Origin of the sequence: Streptomyces lycii, from assembly GCF_009735685.1 — a bacterium.
GTDB lineage: Bacteria > Actinomycetota > Actinomycetes > Streptomycetales > Streptomycetaceae > Streptomyces > Streptomyces lycii.
The window spans coordinates 22,196-40,195 of the sequence record NZ_WHPN01000262.1 but is presented as its reverse complement, the minus strand read 5'-3'; the positions used below and the strand labels follow the sequence as shown (position 1 = coordinate 40,195).

Here is an 18,000-nt window from a genome sequence, read left to right as displayed (position 1 = left end):
CCCCACCGCCCGGCAGGGCCGCCGGGCATCTCGGAACAGGGCTTCAAGACGCTCTACTCCCGCTTCCAGCGCTTCGCGCGGTTCCGCGGCATGAACGAGCCGGACGCGCGGGACATCGCCCAGACCGGCTGTGTCGCGGTGTGGCAGAAGTCGGGGCTCACGGAGGAGGAGGCGCTCCGCTACGGGCTGCGTGTCGTCCGGAACCACATCGTCAACCACTACCGCGCGCGGAAACGCGAGATCACCGTGGCGGAACTCCCGGCGCACAGCGAACTGCTGTTCGCCGAGGACACCGAACTCAAGGCCGTCACGACGGCCGAGGCCCGCAGCGCGGTCGAGATCCTCCGGTCGGTGCTGGGGCCCCGGGAGTTCGACGTGTTCGTGCTGCGCGAGGTCTGGTTACTTCCCCATGCCGAGATAGCCGTGGCCCTGGGCATCAGCGTGAGCAACGCGAGGGGCACCTTCAGCAACGCGAGGGCCAAGGTCGAGCGGCACCGTGCCGACGGCGCTTTCGGGTAGGCCGTGCTTCGGGGTCACGGGCGGCGCCGGCCGCCCGTGACCCCGGGCCGGGGTCTATCGGGATCCCACTGCTGCCATACACGGAGGAAGCATGTCGAATGTGCCGAGCCGGGGGACGGATCACGCCCTCGTGCAGCACCTGAGGAAAGCAGACGCGGACATAGTCGAACACCAGACGGGGGACGAGGAGGACTGGGCGGCCACCAAGGCCGCGATCCTGAGGCTGGCGGTCGCGGACGAGGACTCGGGGGAGCCCTCGGACGACCGTACGGTGGCCGGCGGCGGCCCGTCACCGGCCCCGGGCCTGGTGCCCAGGCTGCTCTCGCTGGTGGCGGTCGCCGCCGGTACCGCCGGCATCGCGCTGGTGCGCTCCGCCTGGGGCGTGCTGCTCGGTGCCGTGCTCATCGTCGCCGCGTTCGGGTCGGAGGCGGCGGCCTTCGTCAGGCCGCGGCGCGTTGACGCACGGGGGGAGCCCGGTCCCGGACCGGGGCTGGTGAAAACGGGGATCGTGGCCACGGCCGCGACCGCGGGGCTGACTGTCGCCGCCGCGGTCACGGTCGCGTCCGGACGCACCTGACGGCACGGTTCCGGGGGCGGCGGAGGGGCCGCGATCCGGGACACGGACCGGGACCCGTACGGGGGACGGAGTGCCGGGCCGATGAGAACGGGACCGACGGGTCCGGCCCGAGAGGGGGAGGGCCGGACCCTGCGGGCCCGCACGCCCGGCCCCGGGGCCTGCCGTTCGGCCCGGCCGGGCAGGGCCGTCCGGCCCGTCCGGGCAGCCGGCGCCCTTACGCTGGACCCCGGCTTCCGGAGACGGGTGGGACTGTGAACGAGAATCGCGACGGTGTGGTCGTCTACTGGCGGCCCGGCTGCCCCTTCTGCATGAAGCTGCGGCTCCAACTGCGGCTGCTGCGGGTGCGGCGCACCGAGAGGAACATCTGGAAGGACCCCGACGCGGCGGCGTTCGTCCGTTCGGTCGCGGACGGGAACGAGACCGTGCCGACGGTGACCGTCGCCGGTGAGGCGATGGTGAACCCGTCGATCCGGCGGCTGCTGCGGGCCGTGCGCGAACGTGCCCCGCAGGCCCGGAGCTGAAGGACACCAAGCGCGGGACCGCGCGGGCCGGGCCCGCGCAGGCTCCGTTCACCGGGAGGGCCGCCAGGACGGCGCGTACGGATTTGGCGCGTACGGAAGGTGGCGGGTACGGAAGGCGGCGCGTACCGGCGCGTACGGGTGGCGGCGTACGGACGGCGCGTACGGGTTGCCGTACGGACGGCGCGTCGACAGGCCGTAGGCAGGGCGTGCGGAACGGACGTCCGGAGAGGCGTCCGGAGGGGCGTCGGAGGGGGAGTTGAACGGATGACGGGCGGAATCGGCGGACCGAGGGCCGGGCGCGCGGGGCGGTCAGCGGCCGGGCGCGCGGGGCGGGCGGCCGCTTTGCTGTCGGCGGTCTGTGCCGCCGTGCTGCTGACGGGGGCCTGCGCCACCAACACGGTGCCGTACGACACGACACCGCCCCCCGACGCCGCGGCGGCCGCGCCGGAGGACGAGCCGGTGGCGGAGCGGTCCCCCGGGCCGGTCGGCGAGTTCGAGGACGCGTGGGCGGACTCCTGCGACTCGCACCAGGGGGAGATCAGGGACACGGGGGACTCCACGCTCACCGCGTACGCCATCGGGGGCGAGGAGGTGGAGACCATCGACCCGAGCGAGACCTGTACGGAACCGGCCTTCGGGCGATCGGTGCGGGAGAAGCTCTACATGTGCTGCGACGGGACCTGGCAGCCGCTGTAGACGGCCGTTCGGCTCGGCGGGCCGTTCGCGCGGGCGCGAGGGCCGTTCTCGGAGGCAGTCCGCAGGAAGCGTACTCGGGGCCCGTCCCGGGGCTGTCCGCAGCGGGCCCGTCCACGGCGCGCAGCCCACGGGCTTCGTCCACGGGCTTCGTCCACGGGCCCCGTCCACGGGCCCCGTCCACGGGGCAGCCCACGGGCCCCGTCCACGGGGGCGCACGCGGGGCCGCACGCGGGGCTCGCCGACACGGGACCGGGCCGACCTGGGATCCGGCCGACCTGGGATCCGGGCCGACCTGCGCCCGGGCCAACCCAGGGCCCCGCCGTCCCGGGGGCGAGCCTCACCGACCCGGGTGCGAGCCTCACCGACCCGGTGCCCCGCCGACCCGGGAGCGGGGGCCGCCGCAGGCGACGCGGAGCCCGCCACGGTGCCCCGGCGGACCGGTGCCCGACCGGTGCCGCGGCCCGTCGCCGACCGGGTGGGAACAGCCCGTCGCCGACCCGCGGTGGGCACGGTCCACGGCGACTCGCCGCACCGGTGGCCGCACGGTGACCCGGCGGCGGACCGGGCCGGCGGCACACTGGCAGGCATGCAGAAGATCACACCGCTGCTGACCTTCGGGCACGGCACCCTGGCGCGCGGGGAACTGACCGAGCTGCTGCACGGCGCCGGTGTCGAGGCCGTCGTCGACGTCCGCACCGCGCCCGGCAGCCGGCGGAACCCGGACGTGGCCCGCGAGGCGCTGAGCCGGTGGATGCCGGAGCAGGGCCTCGGCTACCGGTGGGAGAAGCGGCTCGGCGGCTTCCGCAAGGCGGCACCGGACTCACCCGACGTCTTCTGGGAGAACGCCTCCTTCCGCGGCTACGCGGGCCACACCCGGGACCCGGATTTCGTCGCCGCCATGGACGAGCTGCTGCGGCAGGCCGGCACCGCCCGGACGGCCGTCATGTGCGGTGAGGCGGTGTGGTGGCGCTGCCACCGGCGGCTGATCGCCGACTTCGCCGTGCTCGCACGGGGATCCGAGGCCCTCCACCTGGCGCACGACGGGCGACTGACCGCCCATCCGCCGACCCCCGGAGCCCGGGTACGGGACGACGGCCTGCTCGTCTACGACGTACTCGAGGGGACCGGCGGGCCCGGTGGCGGGGACCGCGGCGGCCGGAGGAGACAATGACGGGGCCGGCGGCGGCGGCAACGACGCGGCCGGCACCGGATGAAGCGCGAGAAGGAGCAGCACCGTGACCTCGTCGTCCGAGCAGCCGGACCCGGCTGAGACGCCCGTACCGCGCGACCTGTGCGACATCCGTGAGCCGACCGGGGGCGGAGCGGACGAAACGGCCGCCGGTGCCCTGTGGAAGCTGGCCGAGCCCGGCCGCCAGCTCGACGCCAACGTCGTGCGCCTGCCGCCGCGGCAGCGGGTGGACACGCACGCCGAGCCGGACCTGGACGTGCTGTTCCTGGTCGTCGCGGGCGACGGCACGCTGGACGGCTCGGACGGCCCGCACCGTCTCGCCGAGGGCAGGCTGATCTGGCTGCCGCACGGTTCGAGCCGCAGCCTCACCGCGGGAGAGGCCGGCCTGTCGTATCTGACGGTGCACCGCCGCCGTCCGGGGATGCGCATCGGCCGCCGCCCCTGAGAACCGGGCCCCGCCGCCGGGGTTGGGACTCGCCGCCCCTGAGAGCGGGGCCCGCCGCCCTTGAGCCCGGAGCCCGCCGTCCTGGAGCCGGGGCTCCGCCGCTCCTGAGAGCGGGGCCCGCCGCCCTTGAGCCCGGAGCCCGCCGTCCTGGAGCCGGGGGTCCGCGGCTCCTGAGACCGGGCCCGCCGCTCTGGAGCCGGGTCCCGCCGCCCCTGAGATCGGGGCCGCCGCCCCTGGGGCCGGGGCTCGCGGCTCCTGAGAACCGGGCCCGCCCCCGGGGGTTGGGACCCACCGCTCCTCGTCTCCGCCTACGCACATTGGCGTACGCCGCCGGATCCGCCCGTCCGCCCGGGCTTGTGGTCACCGGCAGCCCGGTTAGCTTGGCTCCACATCGACCAGCGAGGGGAGCGCGCGGTGACGGAAACCCAGCAGGCGCCGGGGAACGAGCCCTCGGAGGGGGACGGAGCGATACCGGTCCGGGGAGCCGGGGCCGGATCAACTGCCGGGCGAGGGTCCCGGCCCGAACCGCCCCCGGCCCGAGCCGCCGGGGACCGGGCGATACCGGCCCGAACGGCAGCCGGTGACGAAGCGGCCCGGGACGAAGACGCCCCGGACCCGGCAGTCCCGGATCCGGCAGTCCCGGGCCCGACGACCCCGGATCCGGCAGTCCCGGCCCCGGGGACTCCGGAACCGGCGGCCCCCGATCCCGCGGCCCCGGACCCCGCACCCCCCACCCCGGCGACCCCGGACCCGGCAACCCCCGATCCCGCAACCCCCGATCCCGCATCCCCCGATCCCGCATCCCCCGACCCCGCGACTCCCGACCCCGCAGCCCCGGACCCCGCCACCCCGGGCGAAGCCGTACCGGACAGGGCGGAGCCGGAGTCCAAGGGCCGCACCCCCGGGATCTGGGGCTCCGGGATCTGGGAGACCGCGGACATCCTCACCCCCATGACGGTGCGCGTCGCCGCGACGCTCCGCCTGGCCGACCACATCGCGGCCGGCACCGACACCGCGCCGGCGCTCGCCGCCGCCGTGGAAGCGCACCCCGACGCCCTCGCCCGGATGCTGCGGCATCTGGCGTACGCCGGTGTCCTCGACCGGGTCGGCACGGATCCCGACCGGTACGCCCTCACCGAGCAGGGCGAGGCCCTGCGTGACGACCATCCGGACATGGTGCGCGCCCGGCTGGACGTCACGAACGCCGTCGGGCGCGCCGTGCTGTCCGTCGTCGAGATGCCGCACACGATCCGTACGGGCGAGACGGCTTTCAGCGCGTACTTCGGCCGGACCTTCTGGGAGGACCTGGCCGCCGACCCGGAGCGCTCGGCGTCGTTCGACGCGGCGATGGCGTTCTTCACCGGCGAGATGGCGCAGCTGGTCGCGACGGCGTACGACTGGGGGCGGACCGGGCACCTCGTCGACGTGGGCGGCGGCAGCGGCGCCCTGCTCGGCGCGGTGCTGCGCGCCCATCCCGGCCTGCGGGGCACCGTGTTCGACCTGCCCGGCCCCGTGGAGGGGGCCCGGAGGAAGCTGGCCGAGGCCGGGCTGGCGGACCGCGCGGACGCCGTGGCGGGCGACTTCTTCGAGGAGGTCCCGGCGGGTGCGGGCGGGTATCTGCTGTCGTCGGTGCTGCACGACTGGAACGACCGGGACGCGGTACGGATCCTGCGCCGCTGCGCGGAGGCGGCGGGCCGGGGCGGTTCGGTCTTCGTCGCGGAGCGCATCGGGGCCGAGGGCGAGGAGCCGAGCACCGAGATGGACATGTGGATGCTCATGTACCTCGGCGGCCGGGAACGCGACGTCCCCGCGCTGACGGATCTCGCCCGGACGGCCGGTCTGACGGTCCTGGGGGTGCACCGCGCGGGCGCGGTCGCCCTTCTGGAGCTGGCCGCGGTCTGAGCCTGCGCGCGGGGCGGCGGCCTGCGCGGTGACGCGGGCGCGCCGCCGGAGGAGGACGGGCGCGCCGCCGGACGGGGACGGGCGCGCCGCCGGACGGGGACGGGCGCGCCGCCGGAGGCGGAATATCGTGGCCGCCGCCGAGGCTGTGTGCGAGTGTCCACACGAGGCAGGCCCGTCGCACGGAGCCGTACGAAGGAGTACAGGTGGCACTGACCCGAGAAGAGCGCGAAGAGTTCCTGGCCGAGCCGCACATCGCCGCGCTGGCGGTGGACGCGGGGGAGGGACGGGCTCCGCTGACCGTCCCCATCTGGTACTGGTACGAGCCCGGCGGCGACATCTGGATCATGACGGCGAAGGACTCCCGCAAGGCGGAACTGATCGCCCGGGCGGGCCGTTTCTCGCTGATGGTGGACCGGCTGGAGCCGACGATCCGTTACGTGTCGGTGGAGGGCCCGGTCACCGGCACCGAGCCCGCGACCCTGGAGGGGCTGCGGCAGATCTCGGCGCGCTACCTGCCCGCCGAGAAGGTCGAGCCGTACGTCGAGTTCGCCTGGAAGGACCACGGGGAGCAGATCGTCCTCCACATGCGTCCGCAGCGCTGGGTCACGTCCGACCTCGGCCAGGTCTGAGCAGGAGCCGCGGCGGCCCCGGCCGGGCCCCGGCGGCGAACCGGGCGGGAAGGCGGCGAACCGCGACGGTAAGCGGGGGAAGCGGCGGTAAGCGGCGAATCCGCGACGGGAGAGGGCGGATCGGGGCGGCCCGGATCGGCCCGGTGGCGGGGGGTCCCACGGCTGACCAGGCCGCCTCCCCGAAACCCCCTGCCACCGGTGGCCATGGGCACCCCCCAGTGCTTCCGGCCTCGCGGCGCCCGTCGGAGGGCGCCGGTTCAACGGTGCGGCCGGTGGTGCCGCCGGGTCCCGCTTTCCGTGCAAACCCGGTCAGCCGCCAGCCCGTTCGCACCGCTGACGGCAGCGGACGGGCCGGTCCCCCGCGGCCCGGACGCTGCCGGCGGCCGGGGCCCGCGACGCTGCCACGCCGCCTCCCCGGGCCCCGGTCACCGGTCGGCCGGGCATTCCCCCGCGTGTGCGGACCACGCAATGCCGTCGGCCGGTGCCCGCCCAGCATGCGGCCGCCCGTACGACGGCGTCCCGTTTCCCGTGCAAACCCGGTCAGGGTGGAATATGCACTACTCTCCTGACCGGGGATGGACACTCTTCGTGTCCGGTCGATTACCAGCGCGGGAGGGGAAGTCCTATGGAGCCGCCGGTACCGAGTGGCGCACGGTCCGTCGACGAACTGGTCTGCCGGCTCAGGGAGTTGCGCGGCTGGTCGGGCCTGTCGGAGCGCGAGGTGCACCGTCAGGTCGTCCGGTCCCGCAAGGCCCGGGGCATCCCGGAGCTGCCGAGCTACGACACCGTGCACCGCTGCTTCCAGCTCGGCCGCTCCCGGCTGAACGTGGACCTCGTCGTCGACATCGCCCGGGTCCTGCGCGGCGACGAGACGGCCGCCGTGCGGTGGCGGACGGCGTACGCGAGGATCGTCGGCGAGGCCGCCGAGGCCGCCGTCGTCACGGTGTCCGGCACGCTGCCGGACGAACCAACGGCGTTCACCGGACGGAGCGCCGAGCTGGCACGGCTCCTCGACGCCCGGGTCCTGCCCGGCCCGCGCACCGCTCCCGAGGACACCCCGGCCGCGGCCGGCGGCCCGGACGCCGCCGCTGCCCCTCCCGGGACCACCGGCGTCCCCGCCCCGCCGCCGATATCCGTCATCGAGGGCATGGCGGGCGTCGGCAAGACCACCCTCGCCGTGCACGCCGCCCACCGGCTCCGGCGGCAGCACCGCCTCGACACCGTCCTCTGGGTCAACCTGCGCGGCTACGCGGCCGACGCGCCGCCCGCCGACCCGGCCGCCGTACTGGAGGGGTTCCTGCGTCGCCTCGGCATGTCGCCGGACCGCATCCGGCTGCTCGATACGCCCTCCCGCGCCCGCGAGTTCCGTTCCCGGCTGTCCGGCCGGCGCACGCTCGTCGTGCTGGACAACGCCGTGGACGAGGACCAGGTGCGCCACCTGCTCCCCGGTCCGCGGTCCGCGCTGACGCTCGTCACCAGCCGGCACGCCATGTCCGGTCTCGCCGAAGCCCGGCGGCTGCGGCTGGACGTGTTCACGCCCGGCGAGGCCCTGCAACTCCTGCGCGAGATGACGGGCGCGGACCGTATCGACACCGACCTGGCCACCGCCGGACAGATCGCGGACTCCGTCGGTCATCTCCCGCTGGCGCTGGGCGTGGTGGCCAGCCGCATCAGGTCCAGTCACGGCTGGACGCTGGCCGATCACCTGGAACGCCTCCGGGGACACCGTTCGCAGCTCAAGTTCGACGACCGGGTCGAGCTGGCGCTCGGTCTCTCCTACGAGGGGCTGGACGAGGACTGCCGCCGCGTGTTCCGCCTGCTGTCCCTGCACCCCGGCCAGGACACCGACGCGTACGCGGCCGCCGCGCTCGCGGGCTCCGGCCTGGAGACGACCCGGCGTCACCTCGGCACCCTGCTCGCCGCCAACCTGCTGCGCAGACCGGCCCCCGGGCGGTACGAGTTCCACGACCTGGTGCGCATCTACGCCACCGGCCGCGCCCACGACGAGGACCCGGGCCAGGCCCGCCGCGCCGCGTTCACCCGGCTGGTGGAGCACTACTGGGACACGGCGGCGCGGGCCATGGACCGTTACGCCCCGCACGAGGCGCCGCACGGCCGGCCGGCCGGGACAGCGGGCGGCGCGGACCCGGCGCGGGCGGGCGCGGCAGGCGACACGATCGCGGCAGGCGGGGGTGCGGCACGGGGCGGGGAGTCGCTGGACGGCGGGGTGCGGGTCGAAGGGGCACGGGACGGCGGGGCGCCGGGCGGTGCGCAACGGCGGGCCGGGGCGGCGGCGGATCCGCCGACGGCCCACGATCCGGATGCTCGCGGTCCGGCGACTCGGGACCCAGCTCCTGCCCCTGTCCCTGCCGCTGCCCCTGTCCCGTCTGCGGCCGCAGCCGCAGACGCGCGCGGCCTCCTGCCGGAGCAGGGCGCACCGGCGCCCGTTCTCCCCGACCGTTCCGCCGCCACCGCGTGGCTGGCCGCCGAGTGGGCCGGGCTCATCGCCACCGCCGCGAGCGCGGCCGACCACGGCGACCCGCGTCACGCCGGGCGGCTGTCGGCCATCCTCTTCCGCTACCTCGACACCTGCGGCCACTACAAGGAGGCCGAGGTCCTGCACACCCACGGCGCCCGCACCCCGGACCCCGACGACCGGGCCTGGGCGCTCACCAACCTCGGCCTCACGTACTGGCGGCTGGGCCGCTGCCCCGACACCCTCGACGCGCTGGGCCGGGCCCTGGAGCAGTACCGGGTGATCGGTGACCGGATCGGCGAGTGCCGCTCGCTGGGCTGCATCGGCGAGGTCCACCAGTTCCTCGGCCACCGCGCGGAGACCGGTGAGCACTTCACCGCCGCCCTGGCGACGGCCCGCGCCGTGGCCGACGCCCACGGCTCGTCCGCCGCCGGTCCGGCGCGGACCGGCAGACGGGCCGTGCTGTACGAGCCGCTGGGCCGTTACGAGAAGGTCTACGAGCAGCCGGAGCAGATCATCGCCCTCGGGCTGGAGCTGTTGGCCTGCATCCGCCGCACCGGTGACCGGGTCGGCGAGGGACGGTTGCTGGGCAGCCTGGGCTCCGTGCACCGGCAGTCGGGCGGTCATCAGGAGGCGCTGGCCCATCTGCGGCAGGCGCTGGCCCTCGCCCGTGAGACCGGCAACTACACCGGCGAGACGGACGTGCTGATCGAGCTGGGACAGACCGCGCAGGCCATGGCCGAGGAATCCGCCCCCACCCGGGCGCTGCGCTACCACCGGCAGGCCGCGGCACTCGCCGCCGACCTCGGCGACCGTTACCAGCAGGCCCGCGCCCAGGACGGCATCGCGCACTGCCACGCCGTCCTGGGTGATCTGAACGCGGCGCGTACCCACTGGCACCGGGCCCTGGGCCTCTTCACCGACCTGGGCACGCCGGAGTCGGAAGCGGTGACGCGGCGGCTGGAGGCACTGGGCACGGCCTGAACACCGGCCGCCGGAGCCGGGCAGCACCGGCCGCGGGAGCCCGGCAGCACCGGCCGCCGGAGCCGGCAGCACCCCGCAGCGGGAGCCCGGGCAGCACCGGCCGTCAGAGCCAGCGCGGCTCGTCCGTGCCCCAGCGGGAGGGCGGACGGGCCCAGTTGGCGGGGGCGCCCTGGTAGTGCACCGGCGGGAGGGCGTGGCGCAGGATTCCGTACGGCGAGGCCGTCCGGGCGAGCCACGGCCCGGCGGAACAGGGCTCGACCCCGGCCGGCGGCGGCGCCGGGGTGATGCCGTGCAGCAGCCAGGACGCGGTGCCCGCCAGGGACAGCCGCAGCAGGTGCCCGCCGCCGCCGGAGTGACGGTCGCTCAGGGCGCGCAGCACCGCCCCCGCGAGCAGATACCCCGTGCCGTGGTCCAGGGCCTGCGCGGGCAGCACGCCCGGGGTGCCGTCCGGGGCGGCCTCGATCGCGGCGATGCCGGTCGCGGCCTGCACGAGGCTGTCGAAGCCCCGCCGGTCCGCCCACGGACCCGCCGGGTCCCAGGCGCGGAGCTGCGCGACGACCAGATCCGGGCGCCGTTCGAGCAGCTCCTCCGGGGACAGGCCGAGCGGATCCAGGGAGCCCGGCCGGTAACCGGTGACGACGACATCGGCCGAGTCCAGCAGCGCCTCGAACGCGCGCCGCCCCGCCGGGGCCGCGAGGTCCAGCAGCGTCGAACGCTTGCCCGCGCCGGTGTCGGCGTGGGCGTCCGGGTCCTCGGGCAGCCGCGGGGAGTCGACGCGCAGCACGTCGGCGCCGAGCAGCGCGAGCGTGCGGGTGGCGACGGGCCCGGCGATGACCCGGGTCAGGTCGAGGACCCGCACCCCCTCGGCCGGCAACGGCGCGGGACGCAGCGTCCGGGAGCCGGCGGGCCCTGCGGCGGGCGGGACGGGCAGCCGCTCGACGAGCGGGGGCCGCGTCCCGGCGGCAACCGCCGGACCGGGGGCCGGGGCGACCGCCACCGCCAGGCCGCCCGCCGCGTGGACGGTCTCCTGCACTGTCCACGCGGGGCGGGAGGCCAGCTCCTGCGCGAACCGCTCCGTCAGCCCCCGGTCCGCGGCGCTCCCGCCGCCGTGGTCCGGAATGCCCAGGGCGGCGAGCAGCCGGGCCCGGTGGTGCGGGTAGTTGGCGTGGGTGCGCACCCAGCCGTCGGACGCCCGCCAGAAGCCGGACAGCGGCGCGAACGACCGCGGGGCGCGGCCGTCGATCCGCAGGTGCCGTTCGCTGACGAAGGCCGTGGCCACCGCTCCTTCGTGCACCCGTACCGGCGGGACGGGCCCGCCGTTGCGCAGGGCCAGCAGCTCCGCCGCCGCCAGGGAGCACGCGCCGACGGTCGCCCGCGCCAGTTCCCGCACCGGGAGCCGGGCGGGCAGCGCGCCGCGCACCTCGTCGTGGGCCACGTGCGCCGCCGGGTCCCCGCGGCCGCCGAGAGCGGTCCAGGCGTGGGCGGTTGCCGCGTCACAGGTCGGTTCCATGCCGCCAGTCTCCACCGGCCCTGATGTCCGCGGGCGGCCGGGCGGGCCGTGAAGCGGCACGTCAGCGCGGTCACCGGGGCCGGGCGGGGCTGCCGGGGTCCGGGTCGCGGATCACTCGCCGGGAGGAGGGGGCGGCAGGGCATCGGCTGCGCGGCGGATCTCCGGCTCCGACCGGGAAGCGACGCGGCCGCCCGGCCCCGCTGGCTAACGTTCCCGGACATGGACAAGAGCCGCTGTGTTGCCGCAGCCACCGTGCTCGCACTGACCGTGTCACTGCCCGCCCTGGGAGCGGCAGGTGCCGTCGCCGCGCCCGTGTCCGCGCCGGTTCCCGCCGCGGCCGCGTTCGCGCCGGGATCCGCTGTGTCCGGGTCCGCGTCCGCTGCCTCCGGGGCCGGGGCTCCGGCCCCGCCCGTGCCGGCGCCCGCGCGCGGAACCGCGCACCTGCCCGCGCCCGTGTCCGCGTGGCCGGACGCCGCGGTCACCGCCGTGCGCGACGACGCCCCGGACCGGCGCAGCGCCCGCCTCCGGCTGCCCGCGCCGACCGGCCCGTACGCGGTCGGCCACGACACCCTGCACCTCACCGACACCGACCGCCGCGACCCCTGGGTGCCGGGGTCGGGCCCCCGGGAACTCATGGTGACCGTGCATCACCCGGCGCGCCCGGGCAGCGGCGGTGCCCCGGCGCCGTACATGACGGCCGAGGAGGCCCGGCTCCTGCTGGAGGCCAACGACCTGGCGGACTCGGTACCCGCCCAGTCCCTCGCCGGCACCCGCACCCACGCCCGCCCGGGCGCCCGCCCCGCGCCCGGCCAACACCCCCTGGTCGTCCTCTCGCCCGGCTTCTCGCTGAACCGTGCCACCCTGACGACCCTCGCCGAGGACCTGGCGAGCCGCGGCTATGTCGTCGCGACGGTCGACCACGCGTACGAGTCCTTCGGCACGGCGTTTCCCGGCGGCCGGACGCTGACCTGCGTCGCCTGCGAGAAGGCCGAGCAGACCGGCTACGACGCGGTCGCCCGCGGCCGTGCCGAGGACCTCTCCTTCGTCCTCGACCGGCTGACGGGTCATCGTTCGCCCTGGCCGCACGCCCGCATGATCGACCGGCGGCGGATCGGCATGGCCGGGCACTCCATCGGCGGCAACAGCACCGCGTCCACCATGGCCGCCGACGACCGGGTGCGGGCGGGCGTCAACATGGACGGGACCTTCTTCGACCCGGTCCCGGCCACCGGGCTCGACGGCCGTCCCTTCATGCTGCTCGGCACCGCCGCGTCGCACGGCCCGGACACCGGGGACGAGAGCTGGCCGCGCGACTGGGCGCGGCTGGACGGCTGGAAGCGCTGGCTGACCGTCACCGGCTCCGGCCACATGACGTTCACGGACTTCCCCGTGTTCGGCGACCAGCTGGGCATCACCGACCCGGAGGCGTCGCTGTCCGGGGAGCGTTCGCAGCAGATCACCCGCGACTATGTCGCGGCCTTCTTCGACCAGCACCTGCGGGGCGTGCCGCAGCCGCTGCTGGACGGCCCGACACCGGAGAACCCGGAGGTCGGGTTCCACCGGCCCTGACGCTTACGGCCCCGACGCTTACCGCCCTGGCGTTCACGGCACGGGTGCGTACGGCACGGGGGCTTGCGGCACGGGGGCTTGCGGTACGGGTGCTCCGGGGGCGGGCGCGTGCGGTACGGGGGGCTCCGGGCGGGGGTGCTCAGGGGACGGGCGCTTGCGGTACGGGCGGGCCGGGCGCCCGGCGGCGGGGACGGGGGAGCGGCCGCGACCGGTTTCCCGCCGCCCCCGGCCGCGGGCTGCTCCGCCCCCGGGCGCCCGGCGCCGCAGCGGGGCCGGCGGTCCGTACGCCCCGGAGGCGTGCGAGGCGTACGGACCGCGCGGCGCGGTCGAACGGGTGGGCGGCGGGGACCGTGCGAGCTGGTGGGTCGTGCGGACGAGTGAAACGGGGGGTGGGCGTGTGCGGTCTGTTCCGGACTGTGTGAACTGTGCGGGACGTGTGAACTGTGCGGGCTGTGGGATCTGTTCGGCGGATGCGGACTGTTCGGGTGGTGCGGCCGGGTCGGGGGGTGTCGGCTGTTCGGGGGTGCGGACCGGGCGGGCGGGCGTGCGGGCCGGGCGCCGGCCGGACGGTGTGGTCCGGCTTGCGGACGGGCCGCCGCCGGGGCGGGACACCGCGGACGGAACGCCGGGCTCCGTCCGGGCGTGCGGTACCGGTGCGGCCGGTGAAGGACTGCCGCGCCCGCACCGTGCCGTGCATGCTGGACGGGTGCTGGAGCCCCCCGAGCCGGACTGCCGGCTGCACCCCGCGCTGGAAGCCCGCCCGTCACCGATCGCGGGCACGGGACTGTTCACCCGTGACCCCGTCGCGGCCGGGACGGTCGTCATCCGGTTCGGCGGGAGACTCGTCACCTGGGCCGAACTCCAGGAGCTGTTCGCCGAGGCCGCCCGGCAGCCGGACCGCCCGTACGTCGACACCATCGCCGTCACGGAGGCATGGCACCTGGTGCTGCCGGCCCGGCGCACCGCCGGCTACAGCAATCACAGCTGCGACCCGAACCTGTGGTGGACCGGCCCGTACACCCTCGCGGCGCGCCGTGACATCCCGGCCGGTGCCGAGGTGACCAGCGACTACGCCACCAGCACCGCCGACCCGGACTTCACCGTCGACTGCGCCTGCGGTGCCCCGGGCGGCCTGTGCCGGGGCACCGTGACCGGGGCGGACTGGCGCCTGCCGGAACTGCGACGGCGCTACGGCGACCACTGGACCCCGGCCCTCCTGACCCGTATCCGGAGGACGTACGGAGAGACGTGGACGCCCGGCGGGGCATGAAACCCGGGGTGGTGGCGGGCGAGAGCCGGGGCGGGTGAAGCCCTGTGGCGAGCGCTACCTGGCGCCGAGTGAAACCCCGGGGCGGCGAAACCCGGGCGTGCGCCCGGGTCGGGTGAAACCCGGCGGCGGGCGGGACCCGAGGCGGGGGAAGCCTCGGGGCGGGGGGAAGCCCCGGGCAGGGAAACCTCGCGGGAGGCGAGACAAGCCGGGGCGGGGGAACCTCGCGGGGAGCGTGGCTGTGACGAGTCGTCGGCACGCGGCCGTTCTCCCCCGGTGCCGAGTCGACGTCGGCCCGGTGCCGCTGTCGAACCGGCCTGCTCCCGGGCCCGTCCCGTTCTCGGCCCCGTGCCGTTCTCGGCCCCGGCCGTGCTCTCGGGGCCGGGCCGTTCCCGGACCCGGTGCCGTTTGCGGGCGCGCTCCCGGACCCGCTCCCGGGCCGGTGCCGTTGACGAACGGGTCCCGGACTCGCTCCCGGGCCGGTGCCTTTGCGGGCCTGCTCCCGGACCCGTTCCCGTTCCCCGCCGGTGCCGTTTGCGGACCCGCTTCCCGTTCCCGGGCCGATGCCGTTTGCGGACCCGGACCCGGACCCGCTCCCGGACCCGGTCGCGCTCCCGCTCCCGGGGGTCCGGGCCCGCTCCCGGTCGCGGTGTCCGTACGGCCGAGGCGGGCAGGAGGGCGGGCGATGCGCGGGCGGGACGCCGGGTCCGGCGGGGTGTCACACCAGGCCGGTCCCGTGTTCGATCCGGTACTGCTCGACCAGGGTCTCGAACCGCCCCGGGTCTCCCTCGCCCAGTACCACCGACAGCGTGCCGCCCACCACCTCGCGCACCTGTCCAGCGGCTTCCGCCGCCCGTTCGCGGGTCGTGTAGACGCCCACGACGAGCACGGGCTCGTCCGTGTCGCCGAGCGTGATGTCCCACGGCACGGCGCACGGGCCCGCGTGTTCCGGTTCCGGGCACAGCGTCCGCGCGATCGGCTCCTGGAGCGCGAGCGCTTCATCCGTCCCGGCGCACCCCTGCACCCGGATCTCGTACACGCGCGGTCTCTCCCCGGCCACTTTCCGCCCTCCGCTGTCACTGGTCTCATCTGTCGGACACTGCGACGGTAGGGGCGCGGCTCGCCGCGCGCACCGGTTTTCCGCCGCCGGTCGGTATCGGGTGGCCCAGGCGCGGTCCCGGGGCGCTCTCGGATGGTCCGGAGGAGGCACGCAGGCGGCACGGAGGAGCCGCGGAGGCCGACCGCGGGCACGCGGCACGGACGTACGGCGGCTCAGGGACGGACCGGCGACCGGCCAGGGACGGACCGAGGGCGGACCGGCGACGGACCGAGGACGGACCCACGACGGACCGAGGACGGACCCACGACGGACCGAGGACGGACCGGAGCGGATCGGGGACGGCCCGGCGGCCGACCCGGGGACGCAGCCCGGGCCGGCCCGCCGCGGTCGTTCAGCCGGCGGCCGGGGCCCGCTCGTCCAGCAGGCCCTCGCCGCGCAGGTCGTCCCACAGCCCGCCCGGGAGGGCCGTGTCGAACGCCGCGACATTGCGCCGCACCTCCTCGGCCGTGCGCATCCCCAGCACCACGCCCGCGACGGCGGGGTGCCGCAGGGGGAACGCCATCGCCGCCTGCGGGAGCGTCACGCCGTGGGACTCGCAGACGTCGGCGAGGCGGTGCGCGCGCCGCAGCAGGCCGTCCGGGGCGGGGGCGTAGTCGTAGCGGGCCCCCTCGGCGGGCCGTTCGGCGGCGAGCAGGCCGGAGTTGAACACGGAGGCGGCCAGCACGGAGACGCCGCGTTCGACGCAGGCGGGCAGCAGGTCGTCGAGGGGGTCGCCGTGCTCCAGCAGGGTGTAGCGGCCGGCCAGCATCACCACGTCGGCGTCCGTCTCCCGTACGAGCCGGGCCAGTTCGGCGGTGTGGTTCATGCCCGCCCCGACTGTCCCGACCACGCCCTGCGCGCGCAACTCGGCGAGCGCCGGGAATCCCTCGCGCAGCGCCTCCTCGAAGTGGTTCTCCGCGTCGTGCAGGAACAGCACGTCGACGCGGTCGAGGCCCATCCGGTCCAGTGAGTCCTCGACACTGCGCAGGACGCCGTCACGGGTGAAGTCCCACACCCGGCGGTGCGTCGCGGGCACCTCGAAGCTCTCGTCCGTACGGCCCGCCGGGTCCTGCTCCACGAGCAGCCGCCCGACCTTGGTCGACAGGGTGAACTCCTCGCGCCGCTTGCCGCGCAGCAGGCCCCCGGTGCGGCGCTCGGAGTGCCCGATGCCGTAGTGCGGGGCGGTGTCGAAGTAGCGGATGCCGGCGTCCCAGGCGGCGGCCAGCGCGCCCGCGGCGGTGGCGTCGTCCAGCGGGGCGTAGAGCCCGCCGATCGATCCGCCGCCGAAGCCCAGCTCCGTGACCTCCACCGCGCTGCGTCCGAGCCGATTAGCCCTCATCCGGTGATGGTCTCACCGGGCCGGTGGGCGACGCGGGGCTTTTCGCGGAGCAACACCACGGGTCGCCGCGGCCGTTCGCTTCCGGCCCGCCCCGAGGCGACCCCTTTCCGGGCCCCGTCCGGGGTGGCTTCTTCCCGCCCCTTCCCGCCGTTCCCAAGCCCTCCCCGGTTCCGTCTCGTCTACGCTGCCCGCTGCCCGCTGCCCGCTGCCCGCTGCCCGCTGCCTGCCGCCCGCCGCCCGCCGCCGCTCCCGCCGTCAGTCGGCGGCCGGCAGCGCGGCCAGCCACTCGGTCAGCAACCGGTTGACGTCCTCGGGGCGTTCCTGCTGCACCCAGTGCCCGCAGCCGTCGAGGATGTGCGAGGACACCAGCCCGGGCAGGGTGTCCGGGAACGCCTTGACGGCATCGCTCATCCAGACGGTGGAGGCGTCCAGGGCGCCGCCGATGAACAGGGACGGCTGCCGCACCGGGGCACCGGCGTGACCGGCCAGGTCCTCCCAGTCGCGGTCGAGGGCGCGGTAGCGGTTGAGCGCGCCGGTCATGCCGGTGCGCTCGAACTCTCCGGCGTAGACGTCGAGATCGCCCGCTCCGAGCCAGCCGGGAAGCCGCCCGCCGGGGAACCGGTCGCGCAGCGTCCCGCCGCGGCTCACGAAGTGCGGGTCCGGCGCGTCCGGTGCGGGCATGGTGTCGGCGGACAGGGCCGCGTAGAAGCCCGCGAGCCAGCCGCGCACGTCGGGCTCGATCTCGGCCTCGGCCCGGCCGGGCTCCTGGAAGTAGCTGACGTAGAACTCCGCGTCCCCGCCGCCCAACTCCGCGAAGAGATCGCTGGGACGGGGGCCGCCGGGCGGGGCGTACGGCACGCTGAGCAGTCCGGCGGCGCGGAAGACGTCCGGCCGCAGGAGGGCCGAGTGGGCGGCGATGCCCGAACCCCAGTCGTGGCCGACGACCACCGCGGACTCCTCGCCGAGGGCCCGTACGACGGCGGCGGCGTCCTCGACGAGTTCGCGCATACGGTACGCGTCGGCGCCCTCGGGCCGGGAGGAGCGCCCGTAGCCCCGTACGTCGACGGCCACGGCGCGATAACCGGCGGCGGCCAGCACGGGAAGCTGGTGCCGCCAGGAGTACCAGGACTCCGGGAACCCGTGCACGAGCAGCACCAGGGGCCCGGAGCCCTGCTCGACCAGATGGACGCGGCCGGCGGGGGAGGGAACCAGCCGGTGGATGACGTCGAGGGCGGGCGGGGCGGCGGGCTGCTGCGGCATGGATCCTCCGGGGCTCTC

Annotated in this window: 15 protein-coding genes; 11 read left to right on the top strand and 4 right to left on the bottom strand. The window is 76.2% G+C overall.

The genetic code is table 11. The features are described 5' to 3' along the window. The first annotated feature begins 27 nt into the window (after nt 1-27). The 9 genes from GCU69_RS12100 (at nt 28) to GCU69_RS12060 (ending at nt 9,938) form a co-directional block, all read left to right on the top strand. Nucleotides 28-519 carry an RNA polymerase sigma factor gene (locus tag GCU69_RS12100; RefSeq protein WP_268969285.1) on the top strand — a complete coding sequence of 164 codons (492 nt, stop codon included), beginning with the start codon at nt 28-30 and terminating at the stop codon, nt 517-519. 91 nt (nt 520-610) lie between these two features. Next, the gene (locus GCU69_RS12095) at nt 611-1,096 is read left to right on the top strand and encodes a hypothetical protein (RefSeq protein ID WP_098754758.1); all 486 of its coding nucleotides are present in this window, start codon (nt 611-613) and stop codon (nt 1,094-1,096) included. A 251-nt stretch (nt 1,097-1,347) separates the two neighbouring features. Then, nucleotides 1,348-1,617, top strand: a complete 270-nt coding sequence (locus GCU69_RS12090; protein ID WP_107644972.1) for a glutaredoxin domain-containing protein — start codon at nt 1,348-1,350, stop codon at nt 1,615-1,617. Nucleotides 1,618-1,983: 366 nt separating this feature from the next. Beyond that, on the top strand, nt 1,984-2,313 hold the full coding sequence (locus tag GCU69_RS12085) for a hypothetical protein (protein WP_156206009.1): 330 nt from the start codon (nt 1,984-1,986) through the stop codon (nt 2,311-2,313). A gap of 586 nt (nt 2,314-2,899) precedes the next feature. Beyond that, a complete protein-coding gene (locus GCU69_RS12080; protein WP_098754765.1) occupies nt 2,900-3,484 on the top strand; it encodes a DUF488 domain-containing protein in 585 nt (194 codons plus the stop codon). A 64-nt stretch (nt 3,485-3,548) separates the two neighbouring features. After that, complete coding sequence (locus GCU69_RS12075; RefSeq protein ID WP_098754755.1) at nt 3,549-3,947, top strand: cupin domain-containing protein; 399 nt, start codon at nt 3,549-3,551, stop codon at nt 3,945-3,947. Nucleotides 3,948-4,853: 906 nt separating this feature from the next. Beyond that, on the top strand, nt 4,854-5,849 hold the full coding sequence (locus GCU69_RS12070; protein WP_456243375.1) for a methyltransferase: 996 nt from the start codon (nt 4,854-4,856) through the stop codon (nt 5,847-5,849). Between the two features lie 203 nt (nt 5,850-6,052). Continuing rightward, nucleotides 6,053-6,478, top strand: a complete 426-nt coding sequence (locus GCU69_RS12065) for a pyridoxamine 5'-phosphate oxidase family protein (protein ID WP_098753286.1) — start codon at nt 6,053-6,055, stop codon at nt 6,476-6,478. Nucleotides 6,479-7,103: 625 nt separating this feature from the next. After that, nucleotides 7,104-9,938, top strand: coding sequence for a tetratricopeptide repeat protein (locus GCU69_RS12060; RefSeq protein WP_156206008.1), 2,835 nt, complete (start codon nt 7,104-7,106; stop codon nt 9,936-9,938). A 103-nt stretch (nt 9,939-10,041) separates the two neighbouring features. Here GCU69_RS12060 and GCU69_RS12055 read toward each other — a convergent pair whose 3' ends face one another. Further along, a complete protein-coding gene (locus GCU69_RS12055) occupies nt 10,042-11,448 on the bottom strand; it encodes a CoA transferase (RefSeq protein ID WP_156206007.1) in 1,407 nt (468 codons plus the stop codon). Nucleotides 11,449-11,901: 453 nt separating this feature from the next. Between GCU69_RS12055 and GCU69_RS12050 the strand changes: the two genes are divergently transcribed. Beyond that, entirely contained in the window at nt 11,902-13,017 is a 1,116-nt protein-coding gene (locus GCU69_RS12050; RefSeq protein WP_328629991.1) for an alpha/beta hydrolase family protein, read from the top strand. Nucleotides 13,018-13,723: 706 nt separating this feature from the next. Then, nucleotides 13,724-14,287 (top strand): SET domain-containing protein, encoded by a 564-nt coding sequence (locus GCU69_RS32635; protein WP_170315833.1) that lies wholly within the window; start codon nt 13,724-13,726, stop codon nt 14,285-14,287. A 715-nt stretch (nt 14,288-15,002) separates the two neighbouring features. On the opposite strand, the gene GCU69_RS12040 is transcribed toward GCU69_RS32635, so the two are convergent. From GCU69_RS12040 to GCU69_RS12030, 3 genes are all read right to left on the bottom strand, one after another. Next, complete coding sequence (locus tag GCU69_RS12040) at nt 15,003-15,323, bottom strand: hypothetical protein (RefSeq protein WP_218037915.1); 321 nt, start codon at nt 15,321-15,323, stop codon at nt 15,003-15,005. A gap of 412 nt (nt 15,324-15,735) precedes the next feature. After that, on the bottom strand, nt 15,736-16,722 hold the full coding sequence (locus GCU69_RS12035) for an aldo/keto reductase (protein WP_156206004.1): 987 nt from the start codon (nt 16,720-16,722) through the stop codon (nt 15,736-15,738). Between the two features lie 255 nt (nt 16,723-16,977). After that, nucleotides 16,978-17,982 carry an alpha/beta fold hydrolase gene (locus GCU69_RS12030; RefSeq protein WP_156206003.1) on the bottom strand — a complete coding sequence of 335 codons (1,005 nt, stop codon included), beginning with the start codon at nt 17,980-17,982 and terminating at the stop codon, nt 16,978-16,980. Between the last annotated feature and the right edge of the window lie 18 nt (nt 17,983-18,000).

Excerpts from the sequence above, each read along its gene's own strand:
- GCU69_RS12060 (WP_156206008.1), top strand. The coding sequence starts at position 7,104 with ATGGAGCCGCCGGTACCGAGTGGCGCACGGTCCGTCGACGAACTGGTC.
- GCU69_RS12035 (WP_156206004.1), bottom strand. The coding sequence starts at position 16,722 with ATGAGGGCTAATCGGCTCGGACGCAGCGCGGTGGAGGTCACGGAGCTG.
- GCU69_RS12055 (WP_156206007.1), bottom strand. The coding sequence starts at position 11,448 with ATGGAACCGACCTGTGACGCGGCAACCGCCCACGCCTGGACCGCTCTC.
- GCU69_RS12080 (WP_098754765.1), top strand. The coding sequence starts at position 2,900 with ATGCAGAAGATCACACCGCTGCTGACCTTCGGGCACGGCACCCTGGCG.
- GCU69_RS12030 (WP_156206003.1), bottom strand. The coding sequence starts at position 17,982 with ATGCCGCAGCAGCCCGCCGCCCCGCCCGCCCTCGACGTCATCCACCGG.
- GCU69_RS12095 (WP_098754758.1), top strand. The coding sequence starts at position 611 with ATGTCGAATGTGCCGAGCCGGGGGACGGATCACGCCCTCGTGCAGCAC.